The 17,836-nt window shown below is 68.0% G+C and carries 20 protein-coding genes; 12 read left to right on the top strand and 8 right to left on the bottom strand.

The genetic code is table 11. The features are described from left to right. Positions 1-3: 3 nt before the first annotated feature. Positions 4-852: an inositol monophosphatase family protein gene (locus KXD97_RS19670; RefSeq protein ID WP_260751766.1), complete on the bottom strand. Its 849-nt coding sequence runs from the start codon at positions 850-852 to the stop codon at positions 4-6. A 137-nt stretch (positions 853-989) separates the two neighbouring features. On the opposite strand from KXD97_RS19670, the gene ppgK reads away from it, so the two are divergent. The 3 genes from ppgK to KXD97_RS19655 all read left to right on the top strand — a co-directional run bounded on the left by ppgK (position 990) and on the right by KXD97_RS19655 (position 4,711). After that, entirely contained in the window at positions 990-1,805 is an 816-nt protein-coding gene (gene ppgK, locus KXD97_RS19665) for a polyphosphate--glucose phosphotransferase (protein WP_260751765.1), read from the top strand. A gap of 237 nt (positions 1,806-2,042) precedes the next feature. Then, the gene (locus KXD97_RS19660; RefSeq protein ID WP_260751764.1) at positions 2,043-3,482 is read left to right on the top strand and encodes an RNA polymerase sigma factor; all 1,440 of its coding nucleotides are present in this window, start codon (positions 2,043-2,045) and stop codon (positions 3,480-3,482) included. A gap of 56 nt (positions 3,483-3,538) precedes the next feature. Next, positions 3,539-4,711, top strand: coding sequence for an acetylserotonin O-methyltransferase (locus KXD97_RS19655; protein ID WP_260751760.1), 1,173 nt, complete (start codon positions 3,539-3,541; stop codon positions 4,709-4,711). Between the two features lie 39 nt (positions 4,712-4,750). Here KXD97_RS19655 and KXD97_RS33155 read toward each other — a convergent pair whose 3' ends face one another. Both KXD97_RS33155 and KXD97_RS19645 read right to left on the bottom strand, forming a co-directional pair. Next, a complete protein-coding gene (locus KXD97_RS33155; RefSeq protein ID WP_313901312.1) occupies positions 4,751-6,112 on the bottom strand; it encodes a hypothetical protein in 1,362 nt (453 codons plus the stop codon). A gap of 507 nt (positions 6,113-6,619) precedes the next feature. Next, the gene (locus KXD97_RS19645) at positions 6,620-7,402 is read right to left on the bottom strand and encodes a hypothetical protein (RefSeq protein WP_260751758.1); all 783 of its coding nucleotides are present in this window, start codon (positions 7,400-7,402) and stop codon (positions 6,620-6,622) included. An 82-nt stretch (positions 7,403-7,484) separates the two neighbouring features. On the opposite strand from KXD97_RS19645, the gene KXD97_RS19640 reads away from it, so the two are divergent. Next, positions 7,485-7,841, top strand: a complete 357-nt coding sequence (locus tag KXD97_RS19640; RefSeq protein ID WP_260758072.1) for a RidA family protein — start codon at positions 7,485-7,487, stop codon at positions 7,839-7,841. A 7-nt stretch (positions 7,842-7,848) separates the two neighbouring features. Here the strand turns inward: KXD97_RS19640 and KXD97_RS19635 are convergent, their stop codons facing one another. Continuing rightward, a complete protein-coding gene (locus KXD97_RS19635; RefSeq protein WP_260751757.1) occupies positions 7,849-8,214 on the bottom strand; it encodes a DUF952 domain-containing protein in 366 nt (121 codons plus the stop codon). A gap of 133 nt (positions 8,215-8,347) precedes the next feature. On the opposite strand from KXD97_RS19635, the gene KXD97_RS19630 reads away from it, so the two are divergent. Beyond that, entirely contained in the window at positions 8,348-8,539 is a 192-nt protein-coding gene (locus KXD97_RS19630; protein ID WP_067960391.1) for a hypothetical protein, read from the top strand. A 27-nt stretch (positions 8,540-8,566) separates the two neighbouring features. After that, positions 8,567-9,655: a YihY/virulence factor BrkB family protein gene (locus tag KXD97_RS19625; protein WP_260751755.1), complete on the top strand. Its 1,089-nt coding sequence runs from the start codon at positions 8,567-8,569 to the stop codon at positions 9,653-9,655. Here the strand turns inward: KXD97_RS19625 and KXD97_RS19620 are convergent. Further along, a complete protein-coding gene (locus KXD97_RS19620) occupies positions 9,645-9,881 on the bottom strand; it encodes a DUF3039 domain-containing protein (RefSeq protein WP_067960388.1) in 237 nt (78 codons plus the stop codon). The two genes, KXD97_RS19625 and KXD97_RS19620, sit on opposite strands and share 11 nt — an antisense overlap. An 89-nt stretch (positions 9,882-9,970) precedes the next feature. Between KXD97_RS19620 and KXD97_RS19615 the strand changes: the two genes are divergently transcribed. The 3 genes from KXD97_RS19615 (at position 9,971) to KXD97_RS19605 (ending at position 12,354) form a co-directional block, all read left to right on the top strand. Further along, positions 9,971-10,399, top strand: coding sequence for a DUF3099 domain-containing protein (locus KXD97_RS19615; protein WP_260758071.1), 429 nt, complete (start codon positions 9,971-9,973; stop codon positions 10,397-10,399). 147 nt (positions 10,400-10,546) lie between these two features. Further along, a complete protein-coding gene (gene sigB, locus KXD97_RS19610; RefSeq protein WP_036368877.1) occupies positions 10,547-11,506 on the top strand; it encodes a sigma-70 family RNA polymerase sigma factor SigB in 960 nt (319 codons plus the stop codon). Between the two features lie 158 nt (positions 11,507-11,664). After that, positions 11,665-12,354 carry a metal-dependent transcriptional regulator gene (locus tag KXD97_RS19605; RefSeq protein ID WP_260751748.1) on the top strand — a complete coding sequence of 230 codons (690 nt, stop codon included), beginning with the start codon at positions 11,665-11,667 and terminating at the stop codon, positions 12,352-12,354. A 23-nt stretch (positions 12,355-12,377) separates the two neighbouring features. Here KXD97_RS19605 and KXD97_RS19600 read toward each other — a convergent pair whose 3' ends face one another. Both KXD97_RS19600 and KXD97_RS19595 read right to left on the bottom strand, forming a co-directional pair. Further along, complete coding sequence (locus tag KXD97_RS19600) at positions 12,378-13,427, bottom strand: DUF4192 domain-containing protein (protein ID WP_260751746.1); 1,050 nt, start codon at positions 13,425-13,427, stop codon at positions 12,378-12,380. A gap of 96 nt (positions 13,428-13,523) precedes the next feature. Beyond that, positions 13,524-14,282, bottom strand: coding sequence for a serine protease (locus KXD97_RS19595; RefSeq protein WP_260751745.1), 759 nt, complete (start codon positions 14,280-14,282; stop codon positions 13,524-13,526). Between the two features lie 225 nt (positions 14,283-14,507). On the opposite strand from KXD97_RS19595, the gene KXD97_RS19590 reads away from it, so the two are divergent. The 3 genes from KXD97_RS19590 to KXD97_RS19580 are packed head-to-tail and all read left to right on the top strand — an operon-like array spanning position 14,508 to position 17,283. Continuing rightward, on the top strand, positions 14,508-15,497 hold the full coding sequence (locus KXD97_RS19590; RefSeq protein ID WP_260751744.1) for a proteasome assembly chaperone family protein: 990 nt from the start codon (positions 14,508-14,510) through the stop codon (positions 15,495-15,497). 41 nt (positions 15,498-15,538) lie between these two features. Further along, positions 15,539-16,561 carry an alpha/beta fold hydrolase gene (locus KXD97_RS19585; protein WP_260751743.1) on the top strand — a complete coding sequence of 341 codons (1,023 nt, stop codon included), beginning with the start codon at positions 15,539-15,541 and terminating at the stop codon, positions 16,559-16,561. A gap of 35 nt (positions 16,562-16,596) precedes the next feature. Next, positions 16,597-17,283, top strand: a complete 687-nt coding sequence (locus KXD97_RS19580; RefSeq protein ID WP_260751742.1) for a PhzF family phenazine biosynthesis protein — start codon at positions 16,597-16,599, stop codon at positions 17,281-17,283. Positions 17,284-17,287: 4 nt separating this feature from the next. Here the strand turns inward: KXD97_RS19580 and nrdR are convergent, their stop codons facing one another. After that, complete coding sequence (gene nrdR / locus KXD97_RS19575; protein WP_260751741.1) at positions 17,288-17,752, bottom strand: transcriptional regulator NrdR; 465 nt, start codon at positions 17,750-17,752, stop codon at positions 17,288-17,290. Positions 17,753-17,836: the final 84 nt, after the last annotated feature.

The raw sequence follows: 17,836 nt of genomic DNA, 5'->3' as shown, positions 1-17,836 counted from the left end.
CACTCAGCGCGCGATCGCCCCGCAGCGGATCAGAGCCTCGTCGAAGGAGGCGCTGATGCCGGGCGCAGCGGCCACCATCAGCCCCGGCTCCGCCACCGACGCGGGTGCACGCACGTGCGCGCCCGCCTCTGCGGCGATCAGCGCTGCGGCCGCCCAGTCCCACAGATGCACGCCGTCTTCGAAGTAGGCGTCGAGTCGCCCCTCGGCGACCATGCACAGATCGAGTGCGCACGAACCCTGCCGTCTGAGGTCACGGACGTCGGGGAGCAGCCGGGCCACGATCTCGCCCTGTCGGCGACGGTGCTCGCGGTCGTAGGAGAACCCGGTGCCCACCAGCGCCATCGACAGATCTGTGGCGTCGGTGCACCGCAATTCGGTGACGACTCCGCCGCGGCGCACCGTGGCGCCGTGCCCGAGCGCCGCCGAGTACACCGCCCCGCCCGCGACGTCGGCCACGGCACCGGCCACCGACGCGCCGTCGCGCCGCACACCGACCGAGACCGCATAGGCGGGTAACCCGTACAGGAAGTTGACAGTGCCGTCGATCGGGTCGAGCACCCAGGTCAGCCGTCCGCCGGCGGCGTCGACCGCTCCGCCTTCCTCCTCGCCGATAATCGCGTCGCCGGGCCGCAACACCGCCAGCCGCTCGCGCAGCAATCGTTCGGTCTCGGTGTCGACCACGGTGACCGGATCGGTCGGGGTGCTCTTCACGCGCACTGCGGGCGGGGTGTCCTCGGTCACCGTGCCGGGTCCGAACACCTCGGGCCGACGCCTCCGGACGAACTCGGCGGCTTCGGACGCCAGCTGCTCTGCCACCGCACGCAGACCTGTGGGCTCGCTGTCGGAATTCACATGTCCATCGCAGCACACCCGCGGGATGCGCGACTGGCCCCCATCGCAATTGGCGAGCCGATAGGGTGTCAAACGCGCCCCGGCGACCCCCGCCGCGCCGAGAGCACCGGTGCCATCACCTGCGCAGAGGAGCCTGCATGACAGCCGACGCGTCACCCCCGCCGTCTGACACCCCCGCCCCGGGCTTGAGTTCACCGCGGCGCGGATTCGGCATCGACGTCGGCGGAAGCGGCGTCAAAGGCGGCATCGTCGACCTGGACACCGGCCGGCTCATCGGGGACCGGTTCAAGCTGCCCACCCCCCAGCCGGCCACGCCGGACGCGGTGGCCAAGACCATCGCCGAGGTCGTCGCCCACTTCGGCTGGGACGGCCCGCTGGGGGTGACTTACCCCGGCGTCGTCACCGACGGCATCGTGCGCACCGCCGCCAACGTCGACAAGGGCTGGATCGGACTCAACGCCAGGGAGGTCATCGGAGGGGCGCTGAACGGCCAGCCGGTGACGGTGCTCAACGACGCCGACGCCGCCGGCCTGGCCGAGGAGAAATTCGGTGCCGGCCGGGACAACACGGGGGTCATCGTGTTGCTGACCTTCGGCACCGGGATCGGCTCGGCGGTGATCCACAACGGGGTGCTGCTGCCCAACACCGAGTTCGGCCATCTGGAGGTCGGCGGCAAGGAAGCCGAACACCGAGCGGCCAGCTCCGTCAAGGAACGCAAGGACTGGAGCTACGAGCGCTGGACCAAAGAGGTCACCAAGGTGCTCGTGGCCATCGAGAACGCCATCTGGCCGGACCTGTTCATCGTCGGCGGCGGCATCAGCCGCAAGGCCGACAAGTGGGTGCCGCTGCTGGAGAACCGCACCCCCGTGGTGCCCGCCGCGCTGCAGAACACCGCGGGGATCGTCGGCGCGGCGATGGCCGCGGACTTCGACGTCACCGCCACCGGTAAGTAGCCGGCGCCCGCGGCGAGGGCGGCAGGCACCGGACGCGCGCGTGCGTCAAATTTGCCGCTGGGCACAGCGCCAATCCGCACTGTCGTTACAATGGTCAACGGCGGCCGCCTACTGAACAGCAGCGGAGTATCCCACCTTGAGATGACGCTGTGAGATCGACGCCGACATTCCCCATAGCCGACACAATCGGTGGCGCATGTGTGCCCGCCGACGACCCGCACGACCGAAAGGGTGTACGTGGCAGCGACCAAGGCAAGCCCGGCAACCGACGAGCCGGTGAAGCGCACCGCCGCCAAGGCCCCCGCGAAGAAGGCGCCCGCCAAGAAGGCTGCCAAGAGCGCGCAGGCGAAGGCCACCAAACGCGCCGCGAAACCCGGTGACGCCCCGGCGACCCGAGGCCGCGCCAAGAAGGCCACGTCGGCCGAGGCCGATGACGATCTCGCCGCAGAAGACGTCGACGGCGCCGAAGATCTCGACGCCGAGCCGGGCGAGGATCTGGACGTCGAGGACACCGACATCGAGCTTGACGACATCGACGTCGATGACGACGCCTCCGGCGACGACGACGCCGACGACGCGGAGTCCGACGACGAAGCCGCCGATGCCGCCCCGAAGGCGGCCGGCAAGGCGGCCAAAGACGGCGACGACGACGCCATCGCCGAGCCGTCCGAGAAGGACAAGGCTTCCGGCGACTTCGTCTGGGACGAAGAGGAATCCGAGGCCCTGCGCCAGGCCCGCAAGGATGCCGAGCTCACCGCCTCCGCCGACTCGGTGCGCGCCTACCTCAAGCAGATCGGCAAGGTCGCGCTGCTCAACGCCGAGGAGGAGGTCGAGCTTGCCAAGCGCATCGAGGCCGGCCTGTACGCCACCCAGCTGATGAACGAGCTCGCCGAAAAGGGCGAGAAACTGCCAGCCGCACAGCGCCGCGACATGATGTGGATCTGCCGCGACGGGGACCGCGCAAAGAATCATCTGCTGGAGGCGAACCTGCGGCTGGTGGTGTCGCTGGCCAAGCGTTACACCGGCCGCGGCATGGCGTTCCTGGACCTCATCCAGGAAGGAAACCTCGGCCTGATCCGCGCCGTCGAGAAATTCGACTACACCAAGGGCTACAAGTTCTCGACCTACGCCACCTGGTGGATCCGTCAGGCCATCACCCGAGCCATGGCCGACCAGGCCCGCACCATCCGCATCCCGGTGCACATGGTCGAGGTGATCAACAAGCTGGGTCGCATCCAGCGCGAGCTGCTGCAGGACCTGGGCCGCGAGCCCACGCCCGAAGAGCTGGCCAAGGAAATGGACATCACGCCGGAGAAGGTGCTGGAGATCCAGCAGTACGCGCGTGAGCCGATCTCGCTGGACCAGACCATCGGCGACGAGGGTGACAGCCAGCTCGGCGATTTCATCGAGGACAGCGAGGCCGTGGTGGCTGTGGACGCCGTGTCGTTCACGCTGCTGCAGGACCAGCTGCAGTCGGTGCTGGAGACGCTGTCCGAACGCGAGGCCGGCGTGGTGCGCCTGCGGTTCGGTCTCACCGACGGCCAGCCCCGCACCCTCGACGAGATCGGCCAGGTCTACGGAGTGACCCGCGAGCGGATCCGCCAGATCGAGTCCAAGACGATGTCGAAGCTCCGGCATCCCAGCCGCTCTCAGGTGCTCCGCGACTACCTGGACTGAGCCCCCGCAAGTCCTGCGCAAGAATTAATTAAGGGCCCTTTCCTAGCGTCGCCGGGGTGAGAGCACCGCAGACGATGCAGGACCCACAGGGTCAGAGCAGGGCTACGACAACCAACGCGGCAGGGGCCTCTTCGCCGCCCGCGGCGGTGGCCAAGGTGCCGCCCGCCATCGTTCTCGCCGCGGTCACCCGGCTACGCGGTGCGCTGGACCGGTTGCACAAGGCGATGGTGCCGCCCCACATCGCGCTCCTCGAGCTCGGCGTGGGGTCGTGGTTCACCGCGGCGCTGTACGCCGCGGTACGACTCGGTATCGCGGATCAACTGGCCGACGGCCCAGCCGACGCCGACGCTGTCGCCGCGAAGGCCGGAACCGATCCGCGGGCCACCTACCGGTTGATGCGCGCACTGGCGAGCCGGGGGGTGCTCAAGTCACGTCGCGATGGCACGTTCGCGCTGACCCGGATGGGGCGCACCCTCACGACCGACCATCCGGAGTCGATGGCCCCGATGGTCGCTTTCGTGGGCAGCCGCCAGCACTGGCAGCACTGGAGCGAGCTGAGCCATTCGGTGCAGACCGGCCGCACCGCGGTCGAAAAGCTGCGTGGCAGCATGATTTTCGACTACCTCGACACTGATCCCGAGTTCGCCAGACTGTTCAACGACGCCATGACCGGCGGATCCCGGGCCGTCACCGACAATGCGATTCCGGCCTACGATTTCCGGGGCCGCAGTTTGATCGTCGACGTCGGCGGCGGTGAGGGCGGGTTCCTCGCGGCCATTCTGCGCCGGGCGCCGCAGGCCCGGGGCATCGTGTTCGACCGTCCGTCGGTGGTGGCCGGCGCCGGCGCGGTGCTGGGCCCGGCCGGTGTGCAGAACCGGTGCCGGGCACAGGGCGGCTCGTTCTTCGACGCCGTCCCAGACGGCGGCGACACCTACGTGCTGAAGGCGATCATCCACGACTGGGACGACCGGGAAGCGTTGTCCATCTTGCGCAACGTGCGCTCGGCCATCGCCGACGGCGGCCGAGTGCTGCTGTTTGAGATGGTGCTGCCCGATCGCACGGACGCCCATCTGGGTTTCCTGGTTGACCTGGAGATGCTCGTCAGCGCGGGAGGCCGCGAACGCACCGCGTCGGAATATTCAAAGCTGTTGGCGGAAGCGGGCTTCGGCATGACCCGCGTGATACCCACCGCCAGCCCGCTCTCGATCGTGGAGGCGGTCCCGATCTGACGGCGCAACGGGCGATGGGTGATGGCCGACTGGTGACGGTCAGTCGGTGGGTTCGCCGCCGCCGGCGCCACCGTGACCACCGGCACCGCCCTGGCCGCCCTTACTGCCCGCCGGGCCGGTGCCGATGCGACCGTCCGATCCGGCGGAACCTGAAGCCCCGTCGCCTGCCGTTCCCCCGGCGCCACCGTAGCCGCCAGTACCGCCGGCGCCGGCCGTACCGGTCTTCCCCTCTGAGCCGTCGGCCCCGGACGAGCCCGCCTCGCTGCCTGAGCCGCCCTTGCCGCCGACACCTCCTGCTCCGCCGGCTCCGCCGGCACCGCCGTCACCGCCACGGCCGCCGGCCCCACCGGCCCCGGGGCGGACCCGCCCGCTGCCGGAATCGGACACGTCGGCGCCGCCCGAGCCGCCCGCGCCGCCCGCGCCGCCGGTGGCGCCGTTGCCGCCCGTCCCGCCGTTGCCTGCCGCACCGCCCGCGCCGCCGTTGCCGGTCAGTGAGCCGCTGCGTCCACCTGCGCCGCCGTTGCCGCCCGTAGTACCGGCAGCACCGGCAGCCCCGGCGCCACCCGCCCCTCCGGCGCCGCCGGCGCCACCGAGTCCGACGGCCTGTCCGATGTCGACGGAGCCGCCCGCCCCGCCGTCTCCGCCCCTGGCTCCGACACCGCCGGTGCCGCCGTTGCCACCGCGCCCTCCGAAGGCGGCGGCGAACGGCGTGGATTCCTGCGCCAACCCCGCATCACCGCCGTTGCCACCGACGCCGCCGCCGGCCCCGTCGCCACCGTCGCCGCCCGATCCGCTGATCGTGTACTGGTGGGGCCCGGCCAGGAACCCCGTGGCGCCCTGGCCCTGACCGCCGTGGCCACCGGAATGGTTGGTGCCGGCGGCGCCGTCCCTGCCGCGTCCACCGGATGCGCCGGTGATGGCGGTGTCCACGACGGCATTGGTCGACGGAAAGCCGGTCGAGCCGAGGAAGTTCGGGCTGCCGGTCGCCGCCCTGCCGGCCGGCGATGGGTTCACCCCGTCGAGTCCGGCGCCACCCGCACCGCCGTTACCGCCGGCGCCGCCGTCGCCGTGCAGCCGGCCGGCGTTGCCCCCAGCGCCACCGTGGCCACCGGCGACGCCCGGTCGGCCGTCGGCACCATGCCCACCGTCACCGCCGTTGCCTGTGGAAGCGAAGATTCCGGCGTGGCCGCCGTCGCCGCCGTTCTGGCCCGGAAGATAGCCGTCGCCCCCGCGGCCGCCGTTTCCGCCAAACAAACCAGCGTTGCCACCTTTGCCGCCGCGTGCACCGTTCCCACCGTCGCCCCAGAGCAGACCGCCGTTGGCGCCGTTGCACGCCGAGCCCTGACAATCCGCGGCGGCATCGATGCCGTCGCCGATCAGCCAGCCACCGGAACCGATCATCGGCCTGGCAGCGACCGCCGGGGTAAGTGCTGCGACCGGTCGATCCCGCTTCGTCGATCCAGCGGTGCCGAACAGCCAAACCTCTTGGGGTGCAGAATGAATAGGGACCAGCAAGGAATCGAACGACGCCAGTTGCACGACCCGCTCCGGCGTCGGTGACGGTCCGGTTGCATGCCTGCCACCAGGCCCATGCCGATCACCGCAACACCGCCGGCGCCCACGGCCAGCCAGTACCGAGCACCGGCCGAGGCGCACTGCGTGCCGGCCACGTCGATTGATTCCACTGCTCTGCTTCGGCCATGTGCCACGCGTGTTCCCCCGAATGTTTGCCTATGTCAATTAGCTGAAATCTAGCATGGCAAATCAACGGAACGGTCAATTGACGGCACCGCGGTCGCTTCGGGCGAAGCGCACGAGGGAGGCGGGACGGAGCCGTCGGAACCCACAGGAGAGGCCGGAACGGGCCGTACCGTCAGAACGGACCGCACGTTCACAAGAGGATCGCCGTCAGCGCTTGCGGTCGCGCACCTTGTAGGTCGAGGGCCATGACTCGCGGGTCTCGTCGCCGACAAGCGGCACACCTTTGGATCCGATGCGGACGTCATAAGCCTCCTTGCCCGCACCGGCCTCCCGGTTGGCGTGCTCGGTGGCCAGATAGATCAGCTGATCGATCTCGGCCTCGGCGAATGCGACGAACGTGGTCTTACGCACGATCTCATCCTCCGGCGGCGTCATGCGGTCCGGCAGGATCCGCGTCAACAGCGCCGCCACACCCAGCAGCGAGAACGGCACGACCCAGTAGCAGATGAACGACAGCGGCGTCCTGGTGTCGAGGATGGTCGCGTCGCCCTGGACCAGAGGCGGGATGGCCGACGACACCGTCATGCCACCGAAGGCCGCGACCCACACCCACGTCAGCACCGAGGTGATCCGGGCGAACGGTTCGCTCTCGACCACCTGCTTGGGCTGGCCGACCACTGCGAAGTCCCGGATAAAGGGCCGCCCGATCAGCACACCCACCAGCGCCACCAGGAAGATGCCGGCGTTGCTCAACGGCTGCAACCACCGCTCCATGAATGCCTGGCTCGTCGCGAATGTCAGCACAGTCAACACCAGAAACGTTGCGAGAGCGCCAATTTCAAGCGTGCGCCCGGGTGAGCCGGTCACTCGGGCGATGATGAACGCCGCCACCGCGACCACCAGTGCGATCAACACCGCGGCGACGAACGGCACGTTGCCCACGAGAACCCAGTAGACGATCCACGGTGCAAAGCCAAAGATGATGCCCACGGGCAGCAGTGTATTGAGTCACGTTCTGGCTTACGCGGGCACCGTGTCACTTTTGGCTTACTTTGTCACGGTGACCACGCGCATGAACATCTCGTCGGACTCGCCGCTCGAAGCCCGGGTGGGCTACTCACGGGCGGTGCGGATCGGTCCGCACATCGCGGTCGCGGGTACCACCGCGTCCGGTCCCGATGCGGCGGCGCAGACGCGGAAGGTGCTGCGACGCATCGAGACCGCCCTGGCAGAGGCCGGCGCGTCGTTGTCTGACGTAGTGCGAACCCGGATCTACGTCACCGACATCGCCTCGTGGGCACAGATCGGCGCCGTGCATGCCGAGGTGTTCGGCGAGATCCGGCCTGCATTGACAATGGTGGAGGTGGCGGCTCTGATCTCACCGGAGCTGACGGTCGAGATCGAGGCCGACGCCTACCTCCCCGGCTGAATGCCGATCAATCGTCCAGCGGTGGGAACCGGCCATCCGGACCCGGGCGATACTCAGTGATGCTAATCACACTCTCCGTCGGCAGCGGACCGTACAAATGTGGGAACACCATGCCATCGGGATCGGTTGGTATCCCAGGTTCCCAGCGGACAGGAGAGACCAGGCGTGCGGCATCGATGCGCAGCAACACCAGATCGGCCCGTCCGGCGAAGAGCCGGTTGGCCGGTAGGTGCACCTGGGCGGGACTCGACAGATGGACGAAGCCGTTCGCGTCGAGCGACTCCGGTGAATGCACGCCCACACGTTTCGCCCTTTCCCACTCCGCGGCACTGCACAGGTGCACGAGGACCTGCCCGCGCGGTGCCGGGTTCATCTGGCCGCCTTTCCACCGTGGTAACGCAACAAGTCGTGAGACACGACACACCTGTAAACCCCCGGGGAACAAGGCCGGAACCCCAGACGTCTGACAGAGTAGAAGTACGTCGCTACCACCCTATGGAGGTGCCATGACCGCAACGCTGACCAGTCCTGGATTGACCAAGGCTGACCGCTGCGACCGTTGTGGGGCCGCGGCCCGCGTGCGGGCGAAGCTTCCGTCGGGTGCCGAGCTGTTGTTCTGCCAGCATCACGCCAACGAGCACGAGGCAAAGTTGATCGAGCTCGCGGCGGTGCTGGAAGTGAGCCCGCTGGAGCCGTAGCAGCGAATCGGCAATGCTGGTCTGGTCATGAGTGACCAGACAGAGCGGCCGGACGCGCGGCCCGCACCACAGGCGGAGCCACGACGGGTCAAACCCGAACGGGCCAGACCTCAACGCCACCACATCCGGCACATCACACTCCGGACACTCGGCAAAAGCTGGGACGATTCGATTTTCTCGGAATCGGCTCAGGCTGCCTTCTGGTGTGCGCTGTCGTTGCCACCCCTGCTGCTCGGCATGCTCGGCAGCCTTGCCTACATCGCGCCGCTGTTCGGCCCGGACACACTCGGGACCATTCAGAGCCAGCTGATCACTGTCGCGGGAAAGTTCTTCTCCCCGAACGTCGTCAGCGAGATCATCGAGCCGACGGTGCGGGACATCGTTCGCGGTGCCCGCGGCGAGGTGGTGTCTCTCGGTTTCGTGATCTCGCTGTGGGCGGGGTCCTCGGCCATCTCGGCCTTCGTCGACTCCGTGACCGAGGCACACGACCAGACACCGCTTCGCCACCCGGTCCGGCAGCGGTTCTATGCGCTCGGGCTCTACGTGGTGATGCTCGTCGGCGCCATCGTCACCGCGCCGTTCTTGGCGTTGGGTCCGCGCAAGGTTGCCGAATTCATCCCGGACACCTGGGACGACGCGCTGCGTTTCGCCTACTTCCCGGTGCTCTTTCTCGCGTTGGTGGTGTCGGTGAACCTGCTCTACCGCGTGTCCCTGCCCAAACCGTTGCCGTCACACCGCTTGCTGCTGGGCTCAATCCTGGCCACGACCGTGTTCCTGATCGCCACCTGGGGGCTGCGGGTGTACTTGACGTGGATCACCAGCACTGGATACACCTACGGCGCGCTGGCCACCCCGATCGCTTTCCTGCTGTTCGCATTCTTCCTCGGCTTCGCGATCATGCTCGGCGCAGAACTGAACGCCGCGATCGAAGAGGAATTCCCTGCACCGGAGACCCACGCCAATCGTGTGCGGGGCTGGTTGGGCGCCAAGGCGGAAAGCCGCAACGGTGGCGCGGCGCCGGCCGCCGGATCGCACGCGGCAGACGCTCGCGGGATCGACGGACCGCGCTCGGGCGCCGATACCCCGGCGGCCGGCGGCGACGTGGCTACTTCTTGAGCTGCTCGTAGATCCGCTTGCAGTCGGGGCACACCGGCGAACCGGGCTTGGCTGAGCGGGTCACCGGGAACACTTCGCCGCACAATGCCACGACATGGGTTCCCATCACCGCGCTCTCGGCGATCTTGTCCTTCTTGACGTAGTGGAAGAACTTCGGAGTGTCGTCGTCTGTCCCGTCGTCGACGCGTTCGTCGGTATCGGTGCGTTCGATCGTCTGGGTGTCCATGTCATTCATTCTGCCTGGCCATCAATCGGTAATAAACGCGATGGGTATACCTGGGCCCGAATGTGGAACAGTGGAGGTATGAACGCCGGATTGAGCGCCGGATTGAGCACCGTGATCCCGTGCGTGGCTCGGAGCTGAGTTTCGACGACGAAGGCCGCCCGGTTCTGATCACCCGGGCCGCCCCCGCCTTCGAAGAACAACATCGCCAGCGTGTGCGCAAGTACCTGACGCTGATGTCCTTTCGTATCCCCGCCCTCGTTCTGGCCGCGGTGGCCTACGGCGTCTGGCAGAACGGTCTGCTCTCTCTGGCGATCGTGGTGGCCTCGATTCCGCTGCCGTGGATGGCCGTGCTGATCGCCAATGACCGGCCTCCACGCAAGGCCGAGGAGCCGCGGCGCTATGACGTCCGGCAGCGGATCCCCTTGTTCCCCACCGCCGAACGACCGGCAATCGAGGATGCGGCCGGGCACGCGTCGCAACATGAGGCCGGCGATACGCGCGGCGACGTTCCCGGCTGAGCGCTTTCTGGCGTCTTTCTCAGCACATTCTCAGGTCAAGCGCTAATAACCGCTGATCAGAAGGTGTGAAGCACAGAAAGTGCGGGAACTCTTTGCGGGCTTGGGGCGTTGTAGCTCATGAAAGTTCCACCCGATCAGGAGGCCGCCATGGCAAATGCCACCACCAGCCGCATCGACCAGGATCTGGACGCTCAGAGCCCAGCCGCCGACTTGGTGCGGGTTTACCTGAACGGCATCGGCAAGACTGCGTTGCTCAACGCCGCCGATGAGGTGGAGCTGGCCAAGCGGATCGAGGCGGGCTTGTACGCGCAGCACCTGCTCGACACTCGTAAGCGCCTGGGCGAGAACCGCAAACGCGATCTGGCGGCGGTCGTGCGTGACGGAGAGGCTGCGCGCCGTCATCTCCTCGAGGCGAACCTGCGACTGGTGGTGTCGCTGGCCAAGCGCTACACCGGCCGCGGCATGCCGCTGCTCGACCTGATCCAGGAGGGCAACCTCGGGCTCATCCGCGCGATGGAGAAGTTCGACTATGCCAAGGGGTTCAAGTTCTCCACCTACGCCACTTGGTGGATCCGGCAGGCGATCACCCGCGGCATGGCCGACCAGAGCCGCACCATCCGCCTGCCCGTCCACCTCGTCGAGCAGGTCAACAAGCTGGCCCGGATCAAGCGTGAGATGCACCAGAATCTCGGCCGCGAAGCCACCGACGAGGAACTGGCCGCCGAATCTGGCATCCCGGTCGAGAAGATCACCGACCTGCTGGAGCACAGCCGCGACCCGGTGAGCCTCGACATGCCCGTCGGCAGCGACGAGGAGGCGCCGCTCGGCGACTTCATCGAGGATGCCGAGGCGATGTCGGCCGAGAACGCCGTCATCTCCGAGCTGCTGCACACCGACATCCGCTATGTGCTGGCCACCCTCGACGAGCGTGAGCAGCAGGTGATCCGGCTGCGGTTCGGCCTCGACGACGGTCAACCGCGCACTTTGGATCAAATCGGCAAGCTGTTCGGACTGTCGCGCGAGCGGGTGCGGCAGATCGAGCGTGAGGTGATGGCCAAACTGCGCAACGGTGAGCGAGCCGACCGCCTGCGCTCGTACGCCAGCTGACCCCGCGGCCGCTTCCTCGAACCACACCCCCGCGAAGGCCCGTCGGAGATTCCGGCGGGCCTTCTGCATGCCCCGTGCACGTGTGGCCCGTGTCGCTCGGGGAAGAACCGCTTCCGGCCGGTAGGGCCGGTAGACTCGCTCTGAACGGAGGGTGTGCGATGAACGACCTGGTTGATACCACCGAGATGTATCTGCGGACGATCTATGACCTCGAGGAAGAGGGCGTGATACCTCTGCGCGCGCGCATCGCTGAGCGTCTCGATCAGAGCGGCCCCACCGTGAGCCAGACTGTGTCCCGCATGGAGCGCGACGGGCTGCTGCACGTCGCGGGTGACCGCCACCTGGAGTTGACCGAGAAGGGCCGCGCCCTCGCGGTCGCCGTGATGCGCAAGCACCGCCTGGCCGAGCGTCTCCTGGTCGATGTGATCGGCCTGCCCTGGGAGGAAGTCCACGCCGAGGCGTGCCGCTGGGAGCACGTGATGAGCGTGGACGTCGAGCGGCGTCTTGTTCAGGTGCTCAACAACCCCACCACTTCTCCGTTCGGCAACCCGATCCCCGGACTGTCGGAGCTCGGCGTCGGCGACGAGATCAACGAGAGCTTCGCCCTGGTGCGGCTCACCGAGCTGCCCGCCGGCATGCCGGTGGCCGTGGTCGTGCGACAGCTGACCGAACACGTTCAAGGCGACGCCGACCTGATTGCCCGCCTCAAGGACGCCGGTGTCGTCCCGAACGCCCGGGTGACGGTCGAGGTCAAGGACCACGGCGGCGTCATGATCGTCATTCCCGGTCACGAGCAGGTCGAACTGCCGCACGAGATGGCACACGCCGTCAAGGTGGAGAAGGTCTGACCAAGAGCGGCCTCGCGTACTACCTAGCCGGCCCTGCGACCGGACGACCGCCGCGGCGGCAGCCGCACGCCGAGCTGCTTCGCCAACCGGTAACCCGTCTGGGCGAGTTCCCGAATCTGTTCAGGCCGCATCCCCGACTGCAGTGCCTGATCCAGCATGCCCGCCATCCTGTGCGCCGGATCGGCCCGCAGTGCCTGGTCGAGCGAGATACCGGCCAGCGGACCGTCACCGCGTGCGTACGCCGAGAAGGCGAGCAGCACCAGGGCTTCGACCCGCCACGGCTCGGGAAGGCACCGTGCGAGCTCGGCCCACAGCGCCTCGGCGGCGCCGGCGCCGGCGCCGACCGCCAGCGCGTAGAGCGTGTCCCGCACCCGGGTGTCGGTGAGCGCCCACGCCAACCGCACCTTGTCTGCGTCGGCAAGCCGACCATCACCCTTGATCTGCTCAGCGCACGCCAACGCGTGCTCGATGTCACCGCGGGCCTCCGCCCCCGGCCGGGATGGCTCCGGCGCGCCGGCGAGTTCGATTGCGCGGCCGAGGGTCGCGGCGCGTGCGGGGTCTGCCGTCGCGACCACGGCGACCAGTTCCTCGCGGCGCCGATAGAGGCGGCGCCCGTCGAGCACCGCGGCCACGGCTGTCGGTGACGCAGTCGGGTCCTCGACAACACCAGAGTTGCCGCAGCCGTCCGCGCAGTACCACCGCGCACCCGCGGCGATCTCGGAGACGACGTGGGTGGCGATCAAATCGACACCATGGAAGTCGAGCTCACTCCCGAGTTCCTCGGACAGCGTGCGGTACCCCTCGGCGCACATCGGGCAGCACGCGCCCTCCGCGTCGACGATCACCGCCACCGCTGCGTCGGCACCCGAGGACGCCGCCAGCTCGGCCAACCGATACAGCTGGTCGGGCGGTCGCTCCCCCAGGTCGGCGCGGAGGACGGCGCCCAAATCGCCGCCGCTGATGGTGGTCAGAACGAGCGATTTCACCGGGATGAAGCCGAGGACGGCAGGCAGTGCCGCGATGAGGGCACCGGGACGGTCGAGCGAGGGATCGGGGCGAGGTGTTGAGGCCATGTGGCCAACCTCGCAACCGGCCCCGACGCCGATCGGGCGAAGACGTCCCGGCGGCACGCAACTGTGGATGAAATCGGATCTGGGGATGAATCGCGCTTAAGGGCAGCCGTCGTCGAACGGAGCGGACACCTCGTCTCCGGGCCCCCCGGCCTGCGCGCGTGCCACGAGCTCCGCGAGTCGCTGGTCGAAGGGCGGAGAGAACGACACCTCGTCGGCGCATCCACCGCCGTCCAGACCACCGATCAGACCGGTCACCGTCCCCCCGGAGATCCAGGGGGCGCCGGAGAAACCGTTGACCACCCCATCGCAGTGCAGGGTCGGGAAACCTTGCCGTTCCGGCACGGCCGGGGCCCGGCAGACCTGCGGACCACCGGCACCCGACGGATACCCGATGACCGTCACCTCCTTCCCCGGGCCGGGTGCTGCCCCGACGTCCAGTCCGTCGCCTGCCACCGACGCCAGCGGCACGCCGTCGTCGCGGCTGACCCGTGCGACCGCGTAGTCCGCGGCGGGGTCACGGCCGTCCAACCAACGGGTGTCGAAGAAGACCGCGTCGATCTGCCACCCGTCGCGCGCAGTGGGGCCCGCGCCGTAGCCCGGGACGAAAACCGCGTCGTCACCATCGGACAAGCAGTGCGCCGCGGTCAGGATCAGATCACCGGCGGGTGACCTCAGCACTGAACCCGTGCACGTGTGCAACTCCGAACCGTCGACGAACACCGCTCCCACCCGCGGATCCGGCGACACCGGTCCCGCCGACGGCCGTACGCCGGTGGACGGCCGGTACTCCGGGGCCGAGCATGAGGTGAGCAGCACCGCTGCCGCGACCACCAGCGCGGACTTCACGTCGACCATTCCTCCGATCTTCCCTCACAGGGACGTCACCGGCGTTTCCGCGACCCACACCCGGGGTAGATCGCCGGGCACCGTGCCGGAATGTCACGTCGGCGTGTTCGCGCTCGAACAAATGGGTGACGTCACGTGGCCCCGCGCGGCGGCGCCGGACACGTGCGAGACACTTGGTGTTCACGGTTCACCCGCATCACCCGTTGTGGTCACCGAGGCGAGGAGGCGAGGCAGATGGCTGACGATGAGCACGACCCCGGCCAGCAGTATCAGCCGGAGCAGACCGGCATGTACGAGCTCGAGTTCCCGTCCCCGCAGCTGTCCTCACCCGACGGTCGCGGTCCGGTGCTGATCCATGCGCTGGAAGGGTTTTCAGATGCCGGGCATGCGATCAGATTGTCTGTCCAGCACCTCAAGGACACGCTCGACACCGAACTGGTGGCGTCGTTCGCCATCGACGAACTGCTCGACTACCGGTCCCGCCGCCCGCTGATGACGTTCAAGACCGACCACTTCGCCCATTACGACGAGCCGGAACTGAATTTGTACGCGCTACACGACAGCGTCGGGACCCCGTTCCTGCTGCTCGCGGGTCTGGAACCCGATCTGCGCTGGGAACGGTTCATCACCGCGGTGCGACTGCTGTCCGAGCGACTCGGGGTGCGCAGGGTGATCGGACTGGGCTCCATCCCGATGGCGGTTCCGCACACCCGTCCGATGACGCTGACCGCGCACTCCAACGACAAGGAACTGATCGGCGAGCATCAGCCGTGGGTGGGCGAGGTCCAAGTGCCCGGAAGTGCCTCCAACCTGTTGGAGTACCGGATGGCCCAGCACGGCTACGAGGTGGTCGGGTTCACGGTGCACGTCCCGCACTACCTGGCACAGACCGACTATCCGTCGGCGGCCGAGACCCTGATCTCCGAAGTGGCAAGGAACGGCTTGCTGCAGATTCCCACCGCGAAGCTGACCCAGGCCGCCGCGGAGGTGTTCGACAAGATCAACGAGCAGGTCGCCGCGAGCGCCGAGGTCGCTCAAGTGGTGGAGGCCCTGGAGCGACAGTACGATGCCTTCGTCGCCGCTCAGGAGAACCGGTCCCTCTTGGCGCGGGACGAGGATCTGCCGAGCGGGGAGGAACTCGGTGCCGAGTTCGAGCGGTTCCTCGCTGAACAGGCCGGTGAGAAGAAGCGGAAGGACAGGGACGACCCGCGGGAGGGCCTGTAATTCCGCCTGCTGCCAGCCGTCCCGACAACGAAGTGGGCTACATGACCGACCGCAAGCCCCACCTGCGCCCGGTGCGTGAGATCACCCCGACGCTGAAGTTCTGCACGATCCACGGCTACCGGCGGGCCTTTCGAGTAGCCGGTTCCGGACCGGCGATCCTGTTGATCCACGGTATCGGCGACAACTCCACCACATGGAGCACCGTGCAGACCCAACTGGCGCAACGGTTCACCGTGATCGCCCCCGATCTCCTGGGGCACGGCAAGTCGGACAAGCCACGGGCCGACTATTCGGTCGCGGCCTATGCCAACGGCATGCGCGACCTGCTCTCCGTGCTCGACATCGACAGCGTCACGGTGATCGGGCACTCCCTCGGCGGCGGGGTGGCGATGCAGTTCGCCTACCAGTTTCCGCAGTTGGTCAACCGTCTGATACTGGTCGGCGCCGGCGGCGTGACCAAAGACGTCAACATCGCGCTGCGCATCGCCTCGATGCCGATGGGCAGCGAAGCGCTGTCCCTGTTACGTCTTCCGCTGGCGCTGCCCGTGCTCCAGGCGCTGGGCCGCGTCAGCGGGACGGTACTCGGATCCACGGGGGTGGGGCGCGACATTCCCCACATGCTGCGCATCCTGGCCGACCTGCCCGAACCGACCGCCTCATCGGCCTTCGCCCGCACGCTGAGGGCGGTGGTGGACTGGCGCGGCCAGGTGGTCACGATGCTCGACCGCTGTTATCTGACGCAATCGGTTCCCGTGCAATTGATCTGGGGTGACCTCGATGCCGTCATCCCCGTCAGTCACGCGGAGCTGGCGCACGCCGCCATGCCGGGTTCCCGGCTCGAGATCTTCCGCGGCTCAGGCCACTTCCCGTTTCACGACGACCCGGACCGCTTCGTCGAGCTCGTCGAGAAGTTCATCGACACCACCGAACCGGCCGTGTACGACCAGGAGTATCTGCGCAGCCTGCTCCGCACCGGCGTCGAGGAGGGCACCATCTCCGGCCCGGTCGACACCCGGGTGGCGGTGCTCGACGCGATGGGTGGCGACGAACGCTCGGCAACCTGACCGGTCGGCGTCGCCGAGCACGTAGCATCGGGCTCATGGCCATCGAAGTGACAGTGCTGCGCGTTTTCACCGACAAGGACGGACATTTCGGGAACCCGCTCGGTGTGGTCGACGCCGCTACCGTGGACCCGGCCGACCGGCAACGCATCGCCACCGAATTGGGATACAGCGAAACGATTTTCGTCTCGCTTCCGCGAGAGGGCACCCACAGCGCCCAAGCCCACATCCACACCCCCACCACCGAATTGCCGTTCGCCGGGCATCCGATAGTGGGTGCGTCGTGGTGGCTGAGAGACCGCGGCATGCCGATAAAGACACTCCAGGTACCGGCAGGGATCGTCCAGGTCAGCTACGGCCACGACCTGACCTCGGCTAGTGCTCGCGCGCAATGGGCTCCGGTGTTCTCGATCCACGACGTGGCCTCGCTCGAAGAGCTCGCGGCCGCCGATCCCGACGACTACGCCGACGAGTCCGAGCACTACCTGTGGACGTGGCTGGACGAGGCCGCAGGCACCATCCGCTCGCGCATGTTCGCGCCGTACCTGGGGATTCGCGAGGATGAGGCGACCGGCGCGGCTGCGGTGCGCATCACCGAGCATCTGAGCCGAGACCTGACGATCGTCCAGGGCGAGGGGTCGATCATCGAGACGAAATGGAGCCCCGAAGGCTGGGTGCAGGTCGCCGGCCGGGTGGTCGACGATGGACAGCGCCAACTGGAGTGACGCCTCAGCTCTGGGCCGTGACCTTCCGATGGGCACGCAGCGCCTGTATCTCGCGCTCGAAATCCTCGGCTGACGAGAACGAGCGGTACACCGAGGCGAATCTCAGGTAGGCCACTTCGTCGAGCTCTCGGAGCGGACCCAGGATCGCCAAGCCCACCTCATGGCTGGGCACCTCCGGCGAGCCGGTGGCCCGGACCGCGTCCTCCACCTGCTGAGCAAGATGATTCAGCGCGTCGTCGTCGACCTGCCGGCCCTGGCACGACCGCCGCACCCCGCGGATGACCTTCTCGCGACTGAACGGCTCGGTCACGCCACTGCGTTTGACCACAGCGAGTACCGCCGTCTCCACCGTGGTGAACCTGCGTCCACACTCGGGGCACGACCGGCGCCTGCGGATCGCCTGACCCTCATCGGTCTCTCGGGAATCGACGACCCGGGAATCGGGGTGCCGGCAGAAAGGACAGTGCATCACCGCTCCTTCGCCGCTCCGACAGTCAATCGCTTCGAACGCCATTGAGCGTACCTGCGTGGAACACGGGCGGCTCATGGCCGG

The sequence above is a fragment of the Mycobacterium sp. SMC-8 genome, from assembly GCF_025263565.1.
In the GTDB taxonomy this organism is placed as follows: domain Bacteria; phylum Actinomycetota; class Actinomycetes; order Mycobacteriales; family Mycobacteriaceae; genus Mycobacterium.
The sequence above is the reverse complement of the archived record's forward strand: the minus strand, read 5'-3'. Positions and strand labels throughout refer to the sequence as shown.